At 70.5% G+C, this 17,545-nt stretch carries 18 protein-coding genes; 4 read left to right on the forward strand and 14 right to left on the reverse strand.

Translation table 11 applies throughout. The annotated features are described in order from the left end of the window. Positions 1 to 2: 2 nt before the first annotated feature. The 6 genes from mutM to ACIGJI_RS02200 all read right to left on the reverse strand — a co-directional run bounded on the left by mutM (position 3) and on the right by ACIGJI_RS02200 (position 5,101). Entirely contained in the window at positions 3 to 866 is an 864-nt protein-coding gene (mutM, locus tag ACIGJI_RS02175; protein WP_187663966.1) for a bifunctional DNA-formamidopyrimidine glycosylase/DNA-(apurinic or apyrimidinic site) lyase, read from the reverse strand. Then, positions 859 to 1,551, reverse strand: a complete 693-nt coding sequence (rnc, locus tag ACIGJI_RS02180) for a ribonuclease III (RefSeq protein ID WP_060923098.1) — start codon at positions 1,549 to 1,551, stop codon at positions 859 to 861. The genes mutM and rnc overlap by 8 nt, the downstream gene beginning before the upstream one ends. A 10-nt stretch (positions 1,552 to 1,561) precedes the next feature. After that, positions 1,562 to 1,771 carry a 50S ribosomal protein L32 gene (gene rpmF / locus ACIGJI_RS02185; RefSeq protein ID WP_013586329.1) on the reverse strand — a complete coding sequence of 70 codons (210 nt, stop codon included), beginning with the start codon at positions 1,769 to 1,771 and terminating at the stop codon, positions 1,562 to 1,564. 2 nt (positions 1,772 to 1,773) lie between these two features. Then, on the reverse strand, positions 1,774 to 2,268 hold the full coding sequence (locus tag ACIGJI_RS02190) for a DUF177 domain-containing protein (protein ID WP_025103319.1): 495 nt from the start codon (positions 2,266 to 2,268) through the stop codon (positions 1,774 to 1,776). Between the two features lie 129 nt (positions 2,269 to 2,397). Next, positions 2,398 to 2,895 carry a pantetheine-phosphate adenylyltransferase gene (gene coaD / locus ACIGJI_RS02195; RefSeq protein WP_187663965.1) on the reverse strand — a complete coding sequence of 166 codons (498 nt, stop codon included), beginning with the start codon at positions 2,893 to 2,895 and terminating at the stop codon, positions 2,398 to 2,400. A 31-nt stretch (positions 2,896 to 2,926) separates the two neighbouring features. Continuing rightward, the gene (locus tag ACIGJI_RS02200; RefSeq protein WP_363444211.1) at positions 2,927 to 5,101 is read right to left on the reverse strand and encodes an ATP-dependent DNA helicase RecG; all 2,175 of its coding nucleotides are present in this window, start codon (positions 5,099 to 5,101) and stop codon (positions 2,927 to 2,929) included. Between the two features lie 60 nt (positions 5,102 to 5,161). Here ACIGJI_RS02200 and rsmD point away from each other — a divergent pair, with 60 nt between their 5' ends. Beyond that, positions 5,162 to 5,776 carry a 16S rRNA (guanine(966)-N(2))-methyltransferase RsmD gene (gene rsmD, locus ACIGJI_RS02205; RefSeq protein WP_259951674.1) on the forward strand — a complete coding sequence of 205 codons (615 nt, stop codon included), beginning with the start codon at positions 5,162 to 5,164 and terminating at the stop codon, positions 5,774 to 5,776. Here the strand turns inward: rsmD and thiL are convergent. After that, positions 5,746 to 6,741 carry a thiamine-phosphate kinase gene (gene thiL, locus ACIGJI_RS02210; RefSeq protein WP_268776387.1) on the reverse strand — a complete coding sequence of 332 codons (996 nt, stop codon included), beginning with the start codon at positions 6,739 to 6,741 and terminating at the stop codon, positions 5,746 to 5,748. The genes rsmD and thiL overlap by 31 nt on opposite strands. Positions 6,742 to 6,764: 23 nt before the next feature. Between thiL and ACIGJI_RS02215 the strand changes: the two genes are divergently transcribed. Next, entirely contained in the window at positions 6,765 to 7,247 is a 483-nt protein-coding gene (locus ACIGJI_RS02215) for a DUF3515 family protein (protein WP_187663961.1), read from the forward strand. A 22-nt stretch (positions 7,248 to 7,269) separates the two neighbouring features. Here ACIGJI_RS02215 and ACIGJI_RS02220 read toward each other — a convergent pair whose 3' ends face one another. From ACIGJI_RS02220 to leuC, 6 genes are all read right to left on the reverse strand, one after another. Then, a complete protein-coding gene (locus ACIGJI_RS02220) occupies positions 7,270 to 8,352 on the reverse strand; it encodes a D-alanine--D-alanine ligase family protein (RefSeq protein WP_363444216.1) in 1,083 nt (360 codons plus the stop codon). After that, positions 8,252 to 9,391 (reverse strand): NAD(P)H-dependent glycerol-3-phosphate dehydrogenase, encoded by a 1,140-nt coding sequence (locus ACIGJI_RS02225; protein WP_363444219.1) that lies wholly within the window; start codon positions 9,389 to 9,391, stop codon positions 8,252 to 8,254. Before ACIGJI_RS02225 ends, ACIGJI_RS02220 begins: the two co-directional genes overlap by 101 nt. After that, positions 9,381 to 10,136: a lysophospholipid acyltransferase family protein gene (locus ACIGJI_RS02230; protein ID WP_363444222.1), complete on the reverse strand. Its 756-nt coding sequence runs from the start codon at positions 10,134 to 10,136 to the stop codon at positions 9,381 to 9,383. The genes ACIGJI_RS02225 and ACIGJI_RS02230 overlap by 11 nt, the downstream gene beginning before the upstream one ends. Positions 10,137 to 10,141: 5 nt before the next feature. After that, positions 10,142 to 11,509: a UDP-N-acetylglucosamine 1-carboxyvinyltransferase gene (murA, locus tag ACIGJI_RS02235; RefSeq protein WP_280569504.1), complete on the reverse strand. Its 1,368-nt coding sequence runs from the start codon at positions 11,507 to 11,509 to the stop codon at positions 10,142 to 10,144. A 61-nt stretch (positions 11,510 to 11,570) separates the two neighbouring features. Next, on the reverse strand, positions 11,571 to 12,191 hold the full coding sequence (gene leuD, locus ACIGJI_RS02240) for a 3-isopropylmalate dehydratase small subunit (RefSeq protein WP_363444225.1): 621 nt from the start codon (positions 12,189 to 12,191) through the stop codon (positions 11,571 to 11,573). Positions 12,192 to 12,193: 2 nt separating this feature from the next. Further along, the gene (leuC, locus tag ACIGJI_RS02245; protein ID WP_363444228.1) at positions 12,194 to 13,630 is read right to left on the reverse strand and encodes a 3-isopropylmalate dehydratase large subunit; all 1,437 of its coding nucleotides are present in this window, start codon (positions 13,628 to 13,630) and stop codon (positions 12,194 to 12,196) included. Between the two features lie 188 nt (positions 13,631 to 13,818). Here leuC and ACIGJI_RS02250 point away from each other — a divergent pair, with 188 nt between their 5' ends. Further along, the gene (locus ACIGJI_RS02250) at positions 13,819 to 15,114 is read left to right on the forward strand and encodes an O-acetylhomoserine aminocarboxypropyltransferase/cysteine synthase family protein (RefSeq protein ID WP_280569510.1); all 1,296 of its coding nucleotides are present in this window, start codon (positions 13,819 to 13,821) and stop codon (positions 15,112 to 15,114) included. Then, a complete protein-coding gene (locus tag ACIGJI_RS02255; RefSeq protein WP_363444231.1) occupies positions 15,111 to 16,424 on the forward strand; it encodes an LLM class flavin-dependent oxidoreductase in 1,314 nt (437 codons plus the stop codon). Before ACIGJI_RS02250 ends, ACIGJI_RS02255 begins: the two co-directional genes overlap by 4 nt. A 16-nt stretch (positions 16,425 to 16,440) precedes the next feature. Here ACIGJI_RS02255 and ACIGJI_RS02260 read toward each other — a convergent pair whose 3' ends face one another. Beyond that, positions 16,441 to 17,448: a TerC/Alx family metal homeostasis membrane protein gene (locus tag ACIGJI_RS02260; RefSeq protein WP_259951691.1), complete on the reverse strand. Its 1,008-nt coding sequence runs from the start codon at positions 17,446 to 17,448 to the stop codon at positions 16,441 to 16,443. Between the last annotated feature and the right edge of the window lie 97 nt (positions 17,449 to 17,545).

Here is a 17,545-nt window from a genome sequence, read left to right on the forward strand (position 1 = left end):
GGTCAGCGCCTCCGCTGGCAGCGCGGGCAGAAGTGCGAGGAGCGGTTCATGAAGGCGGCACGGGTGATCGGCGTGCCGCAGCGCGGGCAGGGCTTCCCCCCGCGACCGTAGGCGTTCAGCGAGTGCGCGAAGTAGCCGGCCTGCCCGTTGACGTTGACGTACTGGGCATCGAAGCTCGTGCCGCCCTCGGCGAGAGCCTTCTGCAGGACCGACCGCACCTCGGCGAGCAGGCGATTCACGGCCCGGGTCGGCAGAGCGTCGGCCGGTGTCTCCGGATGGATGCGGGCCGCCCACAGCGACTCGTCGGCGTAGATGTTGCCGATGCCGCTCACGACACCCTGGTCGAGCAGCACCCGCTTGATCGCGCTGTGCCGCCGGGCGAGGGCAGCACGGAAGACCGCGTCGTCGAAGAACGGGTCGAGCGGGTCACGCGCGATGTGCGCGACCTGTGTCGGGATGCGGGAGGGGCCGTCGGGGACGAGGGCATCGACGGCCAGCGATCCGAAGGTGCGCTGATCGGCGAACACGATCGCGAGCTCGCCGTGTCGGGGGTGCTCGATGCTCAGACGGATCCGCTCGTGCCGCTCGGATGGAGCGTCCGGCGCGCGGAGCAGCATCTGGCCGCTCATGCCCAGATGCGCGATCAGAGCGGAGTCGTCGGAATCGAGCGGCAACCAGAGGAACTTGCCCCGCCGCGCGGCCGCGGTGAATCGGCGACCCTCCAGACGCTGGACGAAGTCCGCGGCTCCGGCGGTGTGCCGGGTGAGCGCGCGTTCGTCGAAGACGCTGACGCCGGTGATGACGGCGTCCACCGCGGCCGGTGCGAGGCCCGAGCGGACGACCTCGACCTCGGGGAGCTCAGGCACGTTCGCTGAGGGTGCGCCAGGCGCTGAGTGCCGCCGCCATCTCCGCCGTCTTCTTGCTGCTGCCGGCACCCGTCATGCGAACGTCGCCGACGGCCACGGTCGCCGTGAAGCGCCGGTCGTGGTCGGGGCCGCTGGCCTCGACCGAGTACTGCGGCGGCGTGGCGCCGAGGCGTGCCGCGAGCTCCTGCAGGCTGGTCTTCGGGTCCATCGCCGCGCCGTACCGCTCGGGGTCGGCGAGCAACGGCTCGGTCAGACGCAGGACGAGCGCCGTCGCGGCCTCGGGCCCGGCGGACAGGTAGGTGGCGCCGATGACGGCCTCCATGGTGTCCGCGAGGATCGAGTCCTTGTCGCGACCACCGGTCTGCTCCTCACCGCGTCCGAGCAGCAGGTGACTGCCCAGATCGATGCCGCGAGCGACCTCCGCCAGGGCGACCGTCGACACGACGCTCGCACGACGCTTCGCCAGCTCCCCCTCGTCGAGCTCGGGGTGCCGTGTGAACAGCATGACCGTGACGGCCTGCCCCAGCACCGAGTCGCCGAGGAACTCGAGACGCTCGTTGTGCGGGATGCCGCCGTGCTCGTACGCGTAGGAGCGGTGGGTGAGGGCCAACTCCAGAAGCTCCGCGTCGATATCGACGCGGAGCTTGTCTGGGAGAGGCCTCGTCCCCCCGGGGACCTCCGTCAAGGTTCGCGACTCAGACGTCGGCGACCTTGCGGCCCTTGTACTCGAGGAAGAGCTCGGTGCCCTGCGAGTCGGTGACGACCTTCGCCTGGTGCGGACGGCTGTAGACGACCTTGCCGTTCTCGATGGTCTTGACGAGCGCGGGGGCCTCCGCCTTCCACTGCGCGCGACGCGAGCGGGTGTTCGAACGGGAGACCTTGCGCTTCGGGGGGTTACCAGCCATGACTAGCTCTCTTCTTTCTCGGCGGCACCGCGCTCTGCCGTGCCGTCCTGGTCTGTGATCTGCTGGAGCGCGCTCCACCGAGGATCGATGGGAGCGGCCTGCTCCGTTCCGGTGCTCTCGGTCAGCCTCTCGCCTGTGACCGGGTCGAGCCCGAGGCAATCCGGTTGACACACCGGCTGAAAAGGAAGGGCCAAAACGGCCGCATCCCTGACGAGAGTTTCAAGATCCACGTGGTCGTCTTGAACCTCGAAGTCAGTTTCTTCCTCACCAGGATACGCGAAAAGCTCCTGGAACTCGACTTCGACGGGCCGGGCGATGTCGGTGAGGCATCGACCGCACACGCCGACGTACTCGCCCTCCGCCTCTCCGGTGACGAGGATGCCCTCGTGGACGGACTCCAGGCGCACGTCGAGATCGAGCTCCGAGCCCGCTTCGAAGGAGACGATGCCCTCCCCCCACTGCTCCGTCAGGGGCACCGAGAAGGAGTGCTCGCGCATCTCCCCCGGGCGCCGGACGATGTCACGGACGGGGAGGACGAAAGGGCTGTTGAGTCGGGAACGCACCCCGCCATGCTACCCGGGTCACCGGAGAGGAGGGCCGGGAGACCGCCGGGAGCGGGACGCGGATCAGATCCCGCGCGCGCCGGTGTCGAGGAACGAGGCGACGGCCGGCGGCACGAACGGCGACACGTCTCCACCGAGGCTCGCGACCTGCCGCACCAGGGAGCTCGAGACCATCGCATGCGCGGGATCGGGGAGCAGGAAGACGGTCTCGATGTCGGCGAGGTGCCGGTTGACGATCGCCATCGGCGACTCGTACGCCACGTCGACCTGCGAGCGGATCCCCTTCACGAGCACGCCGGCGTTCACATCGCGCGCGTAGTCGACGAGCAGACCCATGCTCCAGGACCCGATGACGATGTCGCCCGCCATGCCGTCCTCGGCGATCGAGCGCTCCAGGAGTGCCAGCCGCTGCGCGATCGGCAGCATCGCCTCTTTGCCCGGGTTGTGCACGACGAGCACGTGCAGCTCGTCGTAGAGGGCGGCCGCACGCCGGATCACGTCGAGGTGACCCAGGGTCGGCGGATCGAAGGAACCCGGGACGACGGCGATCCGGCTGCTCATGGCATCCAGCCTAGGGCACCCGGAACGGCGATCAGTTCTTCGCGAGCGCCGCGCGATCCTCGTCGGTGACGCGCCGTCCGATGGCCTCCCGGAGCCCGGGATGCGCCGCCAGCTCGGGGTCGATGGCGAGGATGTCCTCCGCGAGCTCGCGAGCCCGGGTGATGAGGGCGGCGTCCTTGACGACGCGCAGCAGCTTGAGGGACGACCGCACGCCGGCCTGTGCCGCGCCCAGCACGTCGCCTTCGCCGCGCAGTTCGAGATCGACCTCGGCCAGCGCGAAGCCGTCGAGCGTGGCGGCGACCGCATCGACCCGCTCGCGGGCCACGGATCCCGCCTCGGCCTCGGTGACGAGAAGACAGAGTCCCGGAACCCCTCCTCGGCCCACCCGACCGCGGAGCTGGTGCAGCTGGGAGACCCCGAAGCGGTCCGCGTCCAGCACGATCATCGTCGAGGCGTTGGGGACGTCCACGCCCACCTCGATCACGGTCGTCGCGAGGAGGAGGTCGATCTCCCCGCGGGCGAAGGCCTGCATGACGGCGTCCTTCTCCTCGGAGGGCATCTTCCCGTGGAGCACCGCCCGCCGGAGCCCGCCGAGGGTCGGATGGGTGGCCAAGGCCTCGTCGAGCTGGACCACGCCCCAGCGGGGGCCCTTGCCGCCCTCGGGGGCGAGCAGCGCCTGCTCCCCCGCCTCGGCCGTCTTCGCCGCGGTGTCGATGGCCGCGCAGACGGCGAACACCTGCCGGCCCTGCGCGATCTCCTCCGCTGCCCGTTCCCACACCCGGTTGAACCAGCCGGGATGCTCGGCCAACGGCGCGACGTACGACTCGATGCCGGCGCGGCCGGCCGGCATCGTGCGGATGACCGAGGTGTCGAGGTCGCCGAAGACCGTCATCGCGACCGTCCGCGGGATGGGCGTCGCGGTGAGGACGAGCGCGTGCGGGCTGGATCCCTTCGCACGCAGCGCCTCCCGCTGCTCGACCCCGAACCGATGCTGCTCGTCGACCACGACCAACCCGAGGTCGGCGAACGTGGTCTTCTCACCGAGGAGCGCATGGGTGCCGACCACGATCAGCGCCTGGCCGGAGGCGACGCGCAGCGCGGCCTTGCGACGGTCGGCAGCCGGCATCTGCCCGGTGAGCAGGGTCGGCATCAGCAGGGGGGCGAGCTGCGGACCGAGCATCTTCGTGATCGAACGCAGATGCTGCCCCGCGAGGACCTCCGTCGGCGCGATCAGGGCCGCCTGTCCCCCGCTCTCGGCGACCTGCAGCATCGCCCGCAGGGCCACCAGCGTCTTTCCCGAACCGACCTCGCCCTGCACCAGTCGGTTCATCGGCCAGGAACCGACGAGGTCGTCTGCGATCTGCGCACCGACCGTCTCCTGGTCGGGCGTGAGCGTATAGGGCAGGGCGGCGTCGAAGCGTTCAAGGAGGCCGCCTGAGGTCGCCGGCCGCGAGGTGGCGGCCAGAGCCCGCACCGCGTCACGCTGCTGGAGCAGGGCCGTCTGCAGGGTCAGCGCCTCGTGCATGCGCAATGTGCGCACCGCGGGATCGATGTCGTTGCGGGAGCGCGGGCGGTGGATCGCCTCCAGCGCCTCCCGCGCCGTCAGCAGCTCCTCGCGGGTGCGGATCTCCGGGGTCAGCGGGTCCGGCACGGTCGGGAGGTCGTCCAGGACACGACCGACGAGCCGGGCGATCTGCCACGTCTGGATCGCGGAGGTGGCCGGGTAGATCGGGAGCGGCACGGCTGCCCTGGCATCGGCACGCCGCCGCGCCGCGTCCTCGTCGTCGAACAGTTCGTACTCCGGGTGGGCGAACTGGGTCATCCCGTTGAATTCGCCGACCTTGCCGGAGAACACGCCACGGCGCCCGACCGCCAGATCCTTGGAGCGCCATTCCGCTGCGCCGACGTTCTTCGCGAAGAAGGTCAACGACATGCGACCGACGCCGTCGCCGATGACGACGTCGACCATGGCTCCCGGCCGGTTGCGCATCCGACGGAAGCTCGACGAGAGGACCTCCGCGACGATGGTGACGGTCTCTCCGATGGGGAGGTCGCGGATGGGGGTGAGCTCGCCGGGGTCGGCGTACCGACGCGGATAGTGCGCGAGCAGGTCGCCGACGGTCTTCATGCCGAAGGCGCGGTCGAGCGTCTTGGCCGACGCCGCACCGAGGGCCTCCTCCAGCGAGGATTCGAGCGTGAGCGACATGCTCCGAGTCTAGGGAACCGCACGGACACGACCGCCCGCGCCCTGTCGTATCGTGAACGGGTGACGAGGATCATCGCCGGAACGGCACGCGGCACCCGGCTCGACGTCCCCGGTGCCGGGACACGGCCGACGAGCGATCGCGTGCGCGAGTCGCTGTTCGGCGCCCTGGAGTCGCTCGACGCGATCGCGGGTGCCAGGGTGCTCGACCTCTACGCGGGCTCCGGCGCGCTCGGGCTCGAGGCCCTGAGCCGCGGCGCCCGAAGCGCCGACCTCGTGGAGCGCAACCGGCAGGCGGCAGCCGTCGTACGCCGCAACGTCGCGGCAGTGACGAAGGCATCCGGCGCCGCGTCCGCGAAGGTCCAGGAGGCGACCGTCCGGGCGTTCCTCGGCCGAGCGTCCGGGTCGTACGACCTCGTGTTCACGGATCCGCCGTACGACATCGACGACGAGGCGATGGACGGTGACCTGGCCGCCCTCGCTCCACTGCTCAGCGACGACGCCGTCGTGGTCGTCGAGCGTGCCCGCCGTTCCCCGACCCCCGACTTCACGGCGGCCGGGCTCCGCGTGTTCCGGGAGAAGACCTACGGCGACACCACCCTCTGGTGGGCCGAGCCGGACCGCGACGAGCCGGCGTCCGCGGCCGTTCAGCCGGAGACGGAGTCCCAGTCCCGGTAGGGATCCCAGCCGCTGACATCCACAGGACGGTCGTCGCAGAGCAGGTCCTCGTCGCCGCGCGACCGCACGACACCGATCGCGCGGAACCCCGGCGGCAGCACGCCGTCCGGGAACGTCGCGAGCAGCGCATGGTCCTCACCGCCCGCGAGCGCCCGCTCCGGGTTCGCACCGAGCGCCGCGCCGTCCAGCGCGAGAGTGACGCCGGAGGCCTCCGCAAGACGACGCGCATCGAGGGCGAGGCCGTCCGAGACGTCCATCATCGCGGTCGCGCCGGCGGCCGCCGCGGCGACGCCGAGGCCGATGGGCGGGGATGGTCGCAGCTGCGCGGCGACCGCGGCGCTCTCCCCCGCCGCGAGGGCCGCAGGATCGACCGGCATCGGCGTCTCGCCGTCCCGGAAGCGTCCGAACAGCACCGCCAGTCCGTGCGCGGCATGGCCCAGCTCCCCCGCCACGGCGACGACGTCGCCCGGTCGCGCCCCCGCCCTGGTCACCGGCGGGCGGCCTTCGAGGTCGCCCAGTGCCGTCACGGCGACCGTGAGCACCTCGGACACCGTGAGGTCGCCGCCGACGACCGCGCACCCGGGCGCGAGCGCCGCGCAGGCCTCGCGGAAGCCGTCAGCCAGGCGCTCCACGAAGGACAACCGGAGCTCACGCGGCACGGCGAGAGCCACGAGCAGGGCGGTGGGACGCGCGCCCATGGCGGCGATGTCGGCGAGGTTGACCGCCGCCGCCTTCCACCCGAGGTCGTAGCCGCTCGTCCAGGCGAGGCGGAAGTCCGGCCCGTGCACGAGGGTGTCGGTCGTCGCGACGACGGAGGCGGAGGGAGCCGCGATGACGGCGGCGTCGTCACCCGGCCCGAGGAGCGTGTGCGCGGCGGGCGCGGTGCGCTGGAGGATGGCGCGGAGGATGCGGCCCTCCGAGAGATCCCCCAGGCGCGGATCGTCGGAGTCGGGTCGGGAGGGCATGTCGTCAAAGGTAGCCTGGATGCATGCTTCGTTCCCGCCGCCTCGCTGCCGTCGCGGGGTCGATCGCCCTCGCCGCCGGACTCGCCGGATGCTCCACCACCGTGCACCTCGAGCCTGCGGAGGACGCGAACGACCCGGCCTGCGCGAACGTCTCCGTGCTCCTGCCGGACACCGTCGGCGGCTACGAGCGGGTGTGGACCGACGCGCAGGCGACAGGCGCGTGGGGCGATCCCACGGTCGTCCTGCGTTGCGGCGTGGAGCCCCCCGCCCCGTCCGACCTCGTCTGCACCACCCTCGGTGGCGTCGACTGGTTGGTCCTGGAGCAGGAAGACGAGCGCCAGCGCCTCGTCACCTACGGGCGGGAGCCGGCCATCGAGGTCATCATCCGCCGCGGCGAGCAGGTCGACTTCCAGTCGATCGTCGACAGCCTCTCGTCGAACATCCAGTCCGGACTCGCACCGGCCACCGCGCAGTGCACGGACCGGGTGGAGTTCCCCGCGAGCTGAGCGCCCGCAGGGAACGCCGATGTCAGCGGCGCAGACCCGCCTCGACCAGTTCGGTGATGAGATCGCCGTAGCTCAGCCCTGACGCGACCCAGCACTTCGGGAACATCGAGATGGGCGTGAATCCGGGCATGGTGTTGAGCTCGTTGACGACGAGCTCGCCGTCCGGGGTGAGGAACATGTCGACGCGGGCGAGACCGCGACCGTCCACCGCCTGGAAGGCACGCACGCCGGCTTCCTGGACGTCCGCCACCTCCGCCTCGCTCAGCTCCGCGGGGCACACCACATCGACGCCGTCGCCACCGAGGTACTTGCCCTCGAAGTCGTAGAAGCCGCGGTCGGTCAGCACGATCTCCCCCGGAAGGGAGGCGCGGACGCCGTCGGCGGTCTCCAGGACCGCGACCTCGATCTCCCTCCCGGTGATCCCGGCCTCGATGAGGACCTTGTCGTCCTCGGCGAAGGCGATGGCGAGGGCGGCATCGAGCTCCTCCGGAGCCGTCACCTTCGAGACGCCGACGCTCGATCCTGCGCGCGCCGGCTTGACGAAGACGGGCAGGCCGAGCTCGACGGCACGGCGGCGCACGGCCGCAGGGTCGACGTCCCACTCGCGGCGGCGCACGGTCACGCCCGGTGCCACCGAGATGCCGGCGGCCCGCAGCGCGATCTTCATGAAGTGCTTGTCCATGCACAGCGCCGAGTCGAGCACGCCGCCGCCGGCATAGGGCACCTCGAGCGTGTCGAAGTAGCCCTGGATGGTGCCGTCCTCGCCGTGGGGTCCGTGCAGGATCGGCAGGACCACGTCGATCTCGCCCAGCCCCTCGGTCGCGCCGCCGGGGTGCACGACGCGCAGGGTGCGGTCGCCGCCGGGTTCCGGCCAGAGCACCCGGGTGCCGTTGTCCACGACCTCGGGCAGGTGCGCGGCGTCCAGCGGGAACTTCGCCGGGTCGTCGTCCTCCAGGACGAAGGCGCCCTCGCGGGTGATCCCCACCGGGATCACGGCATACCGGTCACGATCGATCGCGCCCAGCACTCCCCCCGCCGTTGCGGAACTGATCGAATGCTCGCTGGAGCGCCCTCCGAAGAGCACCACCACCGTCTGCTTGTCCATGGTTGGTCCTCTCCCCCTGCGGGGTGTCGTCGTCCGTCGTCAGATGCGGGGCGATGTCCCGGGGATCCATCTTGCCGTCGAGCACCATCTTCACCTGCTCCACGATCGGCATGTGCACATCGGCTTCGCGGGCGAGCTGCAGCACGGGGGCGACCGAGGCCAGGCCCTCCGCGGTCTGCTGCATCTGCTTCACCACATCCTGGAAGCTGTATCCCTGTCCGAGCAGCCGCCCGGCGGTGTTGTTGCGGCTCAGCGGCGACTGACACGTCGCGATGAGGTCGCCGAGCCCCGCCAGTCCCTGCAGGGTCTCCGGCTGGGCACCGTTCGCCACCGCGAAGTCGGTCATCTCGACGAGGCCGCGGGTGATGATCGAGGCCTTCGTGTTCTCGCCGTAGCCCACGCCGTCGACGATCCCGATGGCGACGGCGATGAGGTTCTTGAGCACCCCGCCGAACTCCGTGCCGATGACGTCGGTGTTCACGAACGTGCGGAAGTAGGAGTTGCGCGCGGCGCGGGCCACGACGTCCGCCGTCTCCTGGCTGCGCGACGAGATCACGGCCGCGGTCGGCTGCTCCCGCGCGATCTCCAGCGCGAGGTTGGGACCGGAGGCGACGGCGACCCGGTCGGGATCGCACTGCAGCTCCTGCTGGATCACCTGGCTCATGCGCAGTCCGGTGCCACGCTCGACGCCCTTCATGAGGCTGACGATCTTCGCGTCGCCCGAAGCGATCAGCGGGCGCAGCGCCTTGAGGTTCTCCCGCAGCGACTGACTCGGCACGGACAGGTAGACCTGGTCGACGCCCTCGAGGGCGGTCGCCAGCTCATGCGTGGCCGCCATCGTGCGGGGCAGGTTGATGCCGGGCAGGTAGCGCGAGTTGCGCTTCGCCTCATGGATCTCGTGCGCCAGCTCCGCACGGCGCGCCCACATCGTCACGTGAGCGCCGCCGTCGGCGAGGATCTTGCCGAACGTGGTGCCCCAGCTGCCGGCGCCGATCACGGCGACGCGGGGTCCGGCCGGCGCGGGTCTCTTAGGGGTCAAGGCGTCCGGTCTCCTTCTGGCCGTGGCTCGCCGGATTCCAGCGCTCCACGGGGGCCTTCTCGCCGCGCACCTGCTCCAGCAGCGCGGTGATCGCGTTCATGAGGCGGTTGGTGGCCTCCGTCAGCGCCGCCGGCTCGCCGGCGCGACCGCGGAGGTCGGACACGTCGACGGGGTCGCCGATGATCACGGTGACGGGCTTCCGGAGCGGCCAGAGGCTGAGCCCCTTCTGGTAGCGGCCCATGATCGCCTGCGTGCCCCACTGGGCCATGGGGATGAGCGGGATGCCGTCGGCGAGGGCGAGCCGCACCGCTCCCGACTTGCCGCGCATCGGCCACATGTCGGGGTCTCGGGTGAGCGTACCCTCCGGGTACACGATGACACCGCGACCGTGCTCCACGAGAGCCGCCGACTGGGCCATCGTCTGCTTCGCGGAGGACGCCGAGGACGTGCGCGCGACCGGGATCATCCCCGTCTTGCGCAGGAACCATCCGAGTACGGGCACCCGGAAGAGGCTCTCCTTGGCCATGAACCGCGGGGCGCGCCCGATCCGCCAGACCGCCATGGCGACGATCAGCGGATCGAACTCCGAGTAGTGGTTCGGCGCGAGGACGAATGAGCCCTCGCGTGGCAGCTTCTCCGCACCGACGATCCGGATCTTCGCGATCAGCGACACCACCGGGACGACGATCGCCGCGAGCGGCCAGAAGACGCTCGGACGCGTCTTCTCCGGAGACCGGGACGCCATCGGGCTCACCGGATGACGTCGAAGTCGGCGCCGAGCGCGTCGAGCTTGGCGAGGAACTTCTCGTATCCGCGGCTCAGGATGTCGACCCCCGACACCTTCGACTCGCCCGTGGCCGTCAGCGCCGCGATCACGTGGCTGTAGCCGCCGCGCAGATCGGGGACGACGATGTCGGCGCCGTGGAGCGGCGTCGGGCCCGTGATGACGGCGGCCTGCTCCAGGTCACGACGCGGCACGCGCCGCGGGCCGTCCTGCAGCCCGCGCGGGTGCACGACGATGTCGGCGCCCATCTTGACCAGCGCCTCGGTGAAGCCCATGCGGTTCTCGTACACGGTCTCGTGCACGACGGAGCGGCCGTGCGCCTGGGTGAGCGCGACCACGAGCGGCTGCTGCCAGTCGGTCATGAACCCGGGGTGCACGTCGGTCTCGATCACGACCGGCTTGATGTCGCCGTCGCGACGGAAGAGGATGCCGTCCTCCTGGATGTCGAACCAGCCGCCCGCCTTCCGGAAGACGTTGAGGAAGGTGAGCATCTCCTGCTGCTTCGCGCCGCCGACGAAGATCTCGCCGTCGGTGGCCAGAGCGGCCGAGGCCCACGAGGCCGCCTCGTTGCGATCGAAGATCGACCGGTGGTCGTAGCCGCGGAGCTTCTCGACGCCCTCGATGAGGATGACGCGGTTCGGCTCGTAGGAGATGATCGCGCCCATCTTCTGCAGGACGGCGATGAGGTCCATGATCTCGGGCTCGATCGCCGCGTTGCGCAGCTCGGTGATGCCCTCCGCCCGTACAGCGGTGAGGAGCACCTGCTCCGTGGCGCCGACGCTCGGGTACGGGAGGTGGATGTTGGCACCGTGCAGACGGGCCCCGCCGGTCGAGAGGCGGATGCCGCTGGGGAGCTTCTCGACGATCGCGCCGAACTTCCGCAGCGCGTCCAGGTGGAAGTCGATCGGCCGGTCGCCGATGCGGCAGCCGCCGAGGTCGGGGATGAACGCCTGGCCGAGGCGGTGCAGGAGCGGACCGCAGAACAGGATCGGGATCCGGGAGGCGCCCGCATGCGCGTCGATCTCCTCGAAGTGGGCCGACTCGACGTCGCTGGGGTCGAACACCAGGGAGCCGGGCTCGTCACCCTCCGACACGCGGACGCCGTGCACCTCGAGCAGCGAGCGCACCACGGCGACGTCGCTGATGGCCGGCACGTCGCGCAGGACGCTCGTGGTCTCCCCGAGCAGAGACGCGACCATCGCCTTGGTGGCGAGGTTCTTCGCGCCCTTGACGTCGACGCGTCCGCGCAGCGGACGGCCTCCGCGGATGGCGAGGACGTCTCCGGTCAGCGCGGGGACGTCGTCGGAGAGAGCGTCGCGCACGGGTGTCGTCATTCGGGGCCTCACTTCATTCATCGGGGGCGGGGTTACCCCTGGCTCCCCCGCCCCTTCCGTCTCACTGGACGGGAAGGGTCCGCGGCCGCCACGACTCGCGACGGGCCTCGAACTGCGCGATCTTGTCTTCGTTGCGCAGCGTGAGCCCGATGTCATCGAGCCCTTCGAGGAGCCGCCATCTAGTGTAATCGTCGATCCCGATGTCGGCCTGGAAGCCAGCCTCCACGCCCCCGGTCGGGTCGCCGATGGAGGCGGTGCGGGCCTCGAGGTCGACCGTCATCCGCGCGCCGGGATCGGCGTCCATGACGGCCCAGAACCGCTCCAGATCCGCCTCCGAGATGGTCGCGGCGAGGAGTCCCTGCTTGCCCGCGTTCCCGCGGAAGATGTCGGCGAAGCGGGGGCTCAGCACGACCTTGAAGCCGAAGTCGCGGAGCGCCCAGACGGCGTGCTCACGGCTGGAACCCGTACCGAAATCGGGTCCGGCGACGAGGACGGACGCCCCCTGGTACGGCGCCTGGTTGAGCACGAACCCGGGGTCCTGCCGCCAGCCGTGGAACAGCGCGTCCTCGAAGCCGGTCTTGGTGACGCGCTTGAGGAACACCGCCGGGATGATCTGGTCGGTGTCGACGTTCGACCGCTTCAGCGGCGCGGCGATGCCCGTGTGGGTGATGAACTTCTCCATGGTCAGGCCTCCAGGTCGCTCGGGCTGGACAGGGTGCCGCGGATGGCGGTCGCCGCCGCGACGAGCGGAGACACGAGGTGCGTGCGGCCCCCCTTGCCCTGGCGTCCTTCGAAGTTGCGGTTCGAGGTGGAGGCGCAGCGCTCCCCCGGGGCGAGCTGATCGGGGTTCATGCCCAGGCACATCGAGCACCCCGCGAAGCGCCACTCCGCCCCGAAGTCCTTGATGACCCGGTCCAGGCCCTCGGCCTCGGCCTCCAGTCGCACGCGGGCTGAGCCGGGAACGACCATCACCCGGACGCCGTCGGCCTTCTTCTTGCCCTGGATGATGGAGGCGAAGGCGCGGAGGTCCTCGATGCGGCTGTTCGTGCACGAGCCCATGAACACCGCGTCGACCGGGACCTCCTTGAGGGGCGTACCCGGCGTCAGGTCCATGTACTCCAGCGCACGCTCGGCGGCTGCCCGCTCGTTGGGGTCGGCGATCTCCGCGGGGTTCGGCACCGCGGCGGAGAGCGAGCTGCCCTGCCCGGGGTTCGTCCCCCACGTCACGAACGGCTCCAGCTCGTCGGCGTCGATGAAGACCTCGGCGTCGAAGGTGGCACCTTCATCGGTCGGCAGGGTGCGCCAGTAGGCGACCGCGTCGTCCCAGTCCTGCCCCTTCGGCGCGTGCGGACGCCCCTCGAGGTAGGCGAAGGTCGTCTCGTCCGGAGCCACCATGCCCGCGCGGGCCCCCGCCTCGATCGACATGTTGCAGATCGTCATGCGGCCCTCCATGGAGAGCGCGCGGATCGCGCTGCCACGGTACTCGAGCACGTAGCCCTGACCGCCACCGGTCCCGATCTTGGCGATCACGGCGAGGATGATGTCCTTCGCGGTGACGCCGGGACGCAGCGTGCCCTCGACGGTGATCGCCATCGTCTTGAACGGCTTCAACGGCAGGGTCTGGGTCGCCATGACGTGCTCGACCTCGCTGGTGCCGATGCCGAACGCCATCGCGCCGAACGCGCCGTGCGTCGAGGTGTGCGAGTCGCCGCAGACCACGGTGATCCCGGGCATGGTGAGGCCGAGCTGCGGGCCGACGACGTGCACGATGCCCTGCTCCGCGTCCCCCAGCGAGTGCAGGCGCACGCCGAACTCGGCGGCGTTGCGGCGCAGCGTCTCGATCTGCGTGCGGCTGGTGAGGTCGGCGATGGGCTTGTCGATCTCCCACGTCGGCGTGTTGTGGTCCTCCGTGGCGATCGTCAGGTCGAGCCGGCGGAGCGGCCGCCCCTCGCTGCGGAGGCCGTCGAAGGCCTGCGGGCTGGTGACCTCGTGCACGAGATGCAGGTCGATGTAGATGAGGTCGGGCTGGCCGTCCTCGCCCTTGACGACGAGGTGGTCGTCCCAGACCTTCTCGGCGAGCGTCCTGGGGCGTGCGGAATCCGCACCGGCGGTGGTGGTCATGGCGTGTCTCCTGTGGATGGCGGTTCGGCCCACGATGGACTCCGCGACGAGGAGGGGCTCAGATCGAGGTCTCGCCGCGGCCGCTAAGAAGGAGCACGGTCCGCATGACGTCAGGTTACCACCGCTCGGACACGCCGAGACACGCCGTGACACTCTGTTGCTCACCCGATCGACCGAGAGGCCCCCGCATGACCGTCGAGACCGCCCGCTTCGCCACCCGCGCCGTCCACGCCGCGAGAGGCCGAGCCGCTGCCGCCTCCCGCGTGACGCCGATCTACCTGACGGCGGGCTTCGAGTTCGACGACTTCGATCACGCCGCCGACCACTTCGGCACCGGCACCGGATTCGGGTACACGCGCACCGGCAACCCCACGGTGCACGCGGTGGAGCGGCAGCTCGCGAGCCTGGAGTCCGGTGCCGACGCCGTGCTCGTGGCCAGCGGACAGGCCGCGGTGACGACCGCCCTGCTCTCGGTCGTGGGGGCGGGCGATCACATCGTGTCCTCGACCCACATCTACGAGGGCACCCGCGGGCTGTTCCTGGACAACCTCGCCAGACTCGGCATCGAGACGACGTTCGTGGACGACATCGCGGACCCGGATGCCTGGCGCGACGCCGTGCGCCCGACGACCAGGGCGCTGTTCGCGGAATCGCTCGCGAACGCGCGGAACGACATCCTCGACGTCGCGGCGGTGAGCGCGGTGGCCGACGAGATCGCCGTTCCGCTGATCGTCGACAACACCCTGGCCACCCCGGCTCTCCTCCGGCCGCTGGAGCACGGCGCGGCCATCGTGGTGCACTCGGCGTCGAAGTTCCTCGCGGGTCAGGGCGCGGTTCTCGGCGGCGTGGTGATCGACGACGGCCGATTCGATGCCGACCGCGCCGGGCACAACGCCCCGCACCTCGTGCTGCCGGGACGGGGCGGCGCCCCCAGCGTCTTCGCCCGACACGGCGGCCGCGCGCGCATCGGGTACGCCAGAGAGTCGGTGGCTCCGCGGTTCGGTGCCTCGCCCTCGCCCCTCAACGCGTTCCTGATCGGTCAGGGCACCGAGACGCTCGGCCTGCGCGTGGAGCGGCAGTCGCAGAACGCCCTCGCCGTCGCACGCTGGCTCGCCGCGCATGACGCCGTGGAGAGCGTGGACTACGTCGGCCTGCCCACGCACCCGCACCACGAGACCGCGGTGCGTTACCTCGACGGCGGCTTCGGTTCGATCTTCACCTTCACGTTGCGCGGGGGTCTCCCCGCGGCCCGTCGCTTCGTGGAGGAGGTGTCCGTCTTCACGCACATGACCCACATCGGCGACGTGCGGTCGCTCGTGCTGCACCCGGGCACCACCAGCCATGCGCAGCGCACCGACGAGGAGCGCCGGATCCTCGGTGTGGGCCCCGGCACCCTCCGACTGTCGATCGGCATCGAGGACGTGGACGACCTGATCGGCGATCTGGCGCGGGTGCTCGAGAGCGTCCGGGAGACGGTGGCATGAGCCGCCTGCAGCACTTCGGGTGGTTCCTCGCCCGGGGCTTCGGCCCTCAGGGGTGGGGCTATCCATCCCTGGACTGGGACTACGACTGGACACGACCGGAGATCTACCAGGAGGCCGCGCGCACCCTCGAGCAGGCCGGATTCGACCTCGTGATCGTCGAGGACAGTCCCTCCCTCGGCTCAGCGGACACGATCGATCTGCGCGTGCGGCACGCGTTCGGCGGCCCGAAGCACGATCCCCTGCTGCTCGCGCCGTACCTCTTCCAGGCGACCCGTCACCTCGGGGTCGTGCCGACCGTGAATCCGGCGGCCTCGCTGCCGTACACGTCGGCGCGCCAGTTCGCGACGCTGCAGCATCTGAGCGGGCACCGGCTCGGCCTCAACGTGGTCACCGACACCGGCAGCGCCCGCCACTTCTCCGCGGCCCCGCAGCTCGGCCACGACGAGGCGTACGACCGTGCCGAGGAATGGCTCGCCGGCATCCGCGCGCTCTGGCGGAGCTGGGACGAGGGCGCCCTGGTCGCCGACCCCGCCTCCGGCGTCCATGCGGACGGCACCCGCATGCGCCCGGTGCAGCACCGCGGGGCGCACTACGACTTCGACGGCCCCTTGAACGCCCTGCCCTTCACGGACGGGGAGCCGACCATCGTCTCCCCCGGCGGCTCGGGGCGCGGCCTGGCGTTCGCGGGTGCCAACTCGGACGTCCAGCTCGCGCTCGCACCGCTGCACGAGAAGGCGGTACGGGAGTATCGGCAGCGCGTGCACGACGCCGCGATCGCCCGGGGACGCCGTGCCGAGGACGTCAAGATCCTCTTCGCGATCCAGCCCGTGATCACGGCGTCCGCCGAGGAGGCCGACCGGATCGTGGCCGCCTCCGCACGCCCGGACGACGCCGCACTCGCGCAGATCGCCCGGAAGCAGTCGAGTGATCTGGAGACCGATCTCACGGCCCTCGATCTGGACCGTCCCCTCGACCCTTCGGTCTTCGGAGCCCATGTCTCCCGCGGGAGCATCCAGCGGCTGATCGGCGACCGCGGAGAGGATGCCCCGCTCCGCGCGCATCTCACCGCACTCGCCCGCACCGGCCGGCTGCACGACCGCAGCGGTTTCGTGGGCACCGCAGAGGAGTTCGCCGATCTCGTCGAGGAGCTCGGTGAGTGGGGCAACGACGGCGTGCTGCTCTGGGGCGACTTCCACCCCGTGACCCTGCACCGCACGCTCGACGAGCTGGTGCCGATCCTCCGCCGCCGCGGGCTGCTCCGGCGCGAGTACGCGGACGGCGGCCTGCAGGCCAACCTGCAGGCGTTCTGACCCGCTCCGCGCGGACTCAGTCTCCGACGGGGGCGACGCGCTTCTCCGCGCGCTTCTCCCTGGACGACGCGATCAGGCTCGCGATCGTCGCGACCGTCATCGACACGAGGATCACGCCGAGCGACACCATGTTGTCGATGTCGGGCACCCACTCCACGTGCTCGCCGCCGTTGATGAACGGGAGCTCGTTGACGTGCAGCGCGTGGAGGATCAGCTTGATGCCGATGAACCCGAGGATGACGGCGATGCCGTAGTGCAGGTAGCGGAGGCGGTCCAGGAGGTCGCCGAGGAGGAAGTAGAGCTGGCGCAGCCCCATGAGGGCGAAGATGTTCGCGGCGAAGACGAGGAAGCCGTTGGTCGTGATCTCGAAGATCGCGGGGATCGAGTCGATCGCGAAGATGAGGTCCGTGACGCCGATCGTGATGAACACGATGATCATGGGCGTCCACATGCGCGTCCCGTCGACGGTCGTGCGGATCTTCGAGCCGTCGTAGGTCTCGCTGATGTCGATCCGACGGCGGAGTAGCCGGACGATGAAGTTCTCGCGCTTGACGTCGTCCTCGTGCTCGCCCTCCGGCATCGCCTGCCGGATGGCGGTGTAGACGAGGAAGGCGCCGAACAGGTAGAAGATCGGCGAGAAGTTCTCGATGATCGTCACGCCCACGAGGATGAAGAGCCCGCGCAGGACCAGCGCGATGATGATCCCGACCATCAGCACCTGCTGCTGCAGACGTCGCGGCACCGCGAACTGCGCCATGATCAGCACGAAGACGAACAGGTTGTCGACGGAGAGGCTGTACTCCAGCGCCCACCCGGTGATGAAGTCCCCGGCGTTCTGCCATCCGCCCACATTGCCCAGCAGCACCGCGAAGAGCAGCGCGAGGCCCACGTAGAACACGACCCACAGCGTCGACTCCTTGGTGGAGGGGATGTGCGGGCGCAGCCGGATGAGGAGCAGGTCGCCGATCAGGATGATCGTGAGGACGACCATCGACGTGATCTCGAACCAGACGGGGATGTCCACGGGCGCTGTGCACCTTTCGCGAGGGGTCGGGAATGAGTCGAAAGTCTCTCCCCCGCAGATGTGCGGCGCGCGCCCGGAGCAGCGGTGTCGATGCTCG

Source organism: Microbacterium sp. NPDC064978 (genome assembly GCF_044543605.1).
Lineage (GTDB): Bacteria > Actinomycetota > Actinomycetes > Actinomycetales > Microbacteriaceae > Microbacterium > Microbacterium meiriae.